General features: G+C 69.5%; 3 protein-coding genes and 1 pseudogene. 2 read left to right on the top strand and 2 right to left on the bottom strand.

Translation table 11 applies throughout. From position 1 onward, the window contains the following. Window positions 1-397 (top strand): helix-turn-helix transcriptional regulator (locus B3446_RS11415; protein ID WP_291381069.1); only part of this gene is annotated, 397 nt, incomplete at its 5' end. On the opposite strand, the gene B3446_RS11410 is transcribed toward B3446_RS11415, so the two are convergent. After that, complete coding sequence (locus tag B3446_RS11410; protein WP_191576919.1) at window positions 337-1,011, bottom strand: flavodoxin family protein; 675 nt, start codon at window positions 1,009-1,011, stop codon at window positions 337-339. The genes B3446_RS11415 and B3446_RS11410 overlap by 61 nt on opposite strands. 116 nt (window positions 1,012-1,127) lie before the next feature. Between B3446_RS11410 and B3446_RS11405 the strand changes: the two are divergent. Next, window positions 1,128-1,970, top strand: a pseudogene (locus B3446_RS11405) (LysR substrate-binding domain-containing protein); the annotation flags it as partial. Here B3446_RS11405 and B3446_RS11400 read toward each other — a convergent pair. Then, a complete protein-coding gene (locus B3446_RS11400; protein WP_422652843.1) occupies window positions 1,925-2,392 on the bottom strand; it encodes an MFS transporter in 468 nt (155 codons plus the stop codon). The pseudogene B3446_RS11405 and the gene B3446_RS11400 sit on opposite strands and share 46 nt — an antisense overlap. Window positions 2,393-2,431: the final 39 nt, after the last annotated feature.

Genomic DNA, 2,431 nt, shown 5'->3' with positions numbered 1-2,431 from the left:
GTTCGGGACGCTGGCCGCGCATGGAGCGGCGGCGGAGGGCGGTGCTGCGCCGACCGCCGGCCTCGCCGACGTTTGCGCCTTGTTGCGCGAGCGCATGGCGGCGGATCCCGCCTGCGCACCCGACCTGGACGCCTTGGCGCAAGCGCAAAACCGCCATCGCACGACGCTCGTCAAGCAGTTCGCCCGGCGCTACGGATTGCCGCCTCAGGCGTGGCTTCGCAATTGGCGGGGGGCGCGCGCACGGGTGCTGCTGCGCGGCGGCCTGCCGTTGGCCGATGCGGCACAGGCTGTCGGGTTTGCCGACCAGGCGCACCTGACGCGGGTGTTCAAGCAGGTCTACGGCAGCCCGCCGGGCGTGCTGCTCAAGGCGGGCGCGGGCGGTTCCCAGACGTTGTGACTGCGGGGCGTCTCAAGCCGGTAGTCCGAGTATTTACGCGTGAAGAATTCCGCGCCCAGCGCCTGTGCCGCGGCAAGCGGCCGCCGGGGATCGAGCGCCACCTCGCCGCGCCGGTTACCGGCGCCATGCACGTAGCCCACGAAATCCGAATGCGTATACCGCGCATATTCCTGCACCTGGTGCACGATGCCCAGCGCCGCGCCGGGATAGGTTTCTTCCGAGGCCACGGCCAGTCCCAGCCGCTTGCCGGCCATGCCGGCCTTGACGCGTTCCGGCTCTGGCCCGGATCCCGCGTAATGGCTGAATGACCGGTCGAAGAACGCCTTGGTCTGCGCGGACATGCCATACCAGTAGATGGGCGTGCAGAACAGCACGCCATCGGCGGGCAGGAAGTGTTCAAGGAACAGTTCGGCGTAACGGTCGGCGGGCGGCTTGGCGTGGCGCAAGTCCGGCAGCAGGCCCTGGATGTAGTCGTCCAGGAAATGCACCGACGCCAACGTGCCGGCCGTTTCCGCGCCCTGGCGGGCGGATGCGGCCAGGGCGGCGCTATTGCCATCGCGGCGCGGACTGCCGACCAAGATCAACAAGCGTTTGACTCGATGAGTTGAATTCATGCTTGGCTCCTATCCAAGACAACGATCTGAAGCCGCATGGTCGCGCCGGCAGGCTTGAGGCGACAACTGATCATTCCTTCACTAAGATGAATGCAATTCATCCCAAGGTTCCCGCCATGTTTGCCACGCTTCCCGTCACTGCGCTGCGCACGTTCGAGGCCGCAGCCCGGCTGCGCAGTTTCAAGCTGGCCGCAGCCGAGCTATCGGTCACGCCCACCGCGGTGTCGCATCAGGTCAAGGCACTGGAGCGGCATGTGGGCTGCGCGCTGTTCGAGCGTGTGCCGCGCGGCGTGCGGCTGACCGACAAGGGGGCGCGTCTGTTTGCCGGCGTGCATGGCGCGTTGCTGGACGTGGCGCAGACGCTGGACGCCTTGCGGCCCGCGCCCGAGTCTGGCGCGCTGACCGTGTCCACGACGCATTCCTTTGCCGCCTTGTGGCTGGTGCCGCGGCTGGGGCGCTTTCACGAGGCGTATCCGCAGTACCAGTTGCGCCTGGACACGTCGCCCGACCCCGTGGACCTGTTGCAGGACGCCAGCGTGGATGTCGCCATCCGCTACAGCCGCCGGCGCTATCCCGGCTTGCACGCGGCCTGCACGCTGGCCGAGTGGTTCGGGGTGTATGGGGCGCCCGTGCAGATCGCACACGCCGGCCGCCGTGCGCCCGCGCTGGTGACGGTGCGCTGGCGCGATTCGGAACTGTATGACGAAGGTTGGCAGGCATGGTGCGAGGCCGCCGGCCTGCCAGCCTGGCGGCGGCCTGCGGCCGAACACGCCTACACCGAGGAACACTACGCGTTGCAGGCCGCCATTGCGGGCCAAGGCCTGGTGCTGGCCAGTTCGGTCATGGTGTCGGACAGCGTGGCCGCGGGAACGCTGGTTCCCTATCGGCCGGAGATACGCGTCGCGGGGTCGGCCTACACGGCGCTGTGCGCGCCGGGGCGCGAACGCCACCCGCCAGTCAANNGCGCGGCGGCGCGCGGCAGCAGCGGCAGCGCGGCCAGCATGCAGGATCCCGCGATCAGCCAGGCGACGGGCCACGAGCTCGTGGCGACGATATGCGCGATAGCCAGCGGCGTGGCAAACAGCACCAGATAGACGCAGGTGTTGGCCATGCCGAGCGCCGTGCCCGCGCGCGAGGCGCCCGCCAGCGTGGCAAGTTCGGTGTAGGCGACGCCATGCCAGGCCGACGCGCAAATGCCGGCGGCCGCCAGCAGCACGGCCAGGGCGAATACCTGCCATCCGGTGGGACTGGCGCCCGCCGCCCATGCCGCGCCTGCCAGCGCCGCGTACAGCGCAAAGCTCAACAGCGCGCAGCCGCGCAGGTATGCGCGGCGGTTGCCGCGGCGATCGGTCCATCGTCCGCTCGCGATGCGCGCGGCCATGGCGCCCAGTTGAACGGCCACCATCACCGCGGTGAGCAC

It is taken from the genome of Achromobacter sp. UBA5777 (assembly GCF_002418565.1).
GTDB lineage: Bacteria > Pseudomonadota > Gammaproteobacteria > Burkholderiales > Burkholderiaceae_B > Achromobacter > Achromobacter animicus.
Note: the sequence above shows the minus strand (reverse complement) of the source record. Positions and strands in the feature narration are given on the sequence as shown.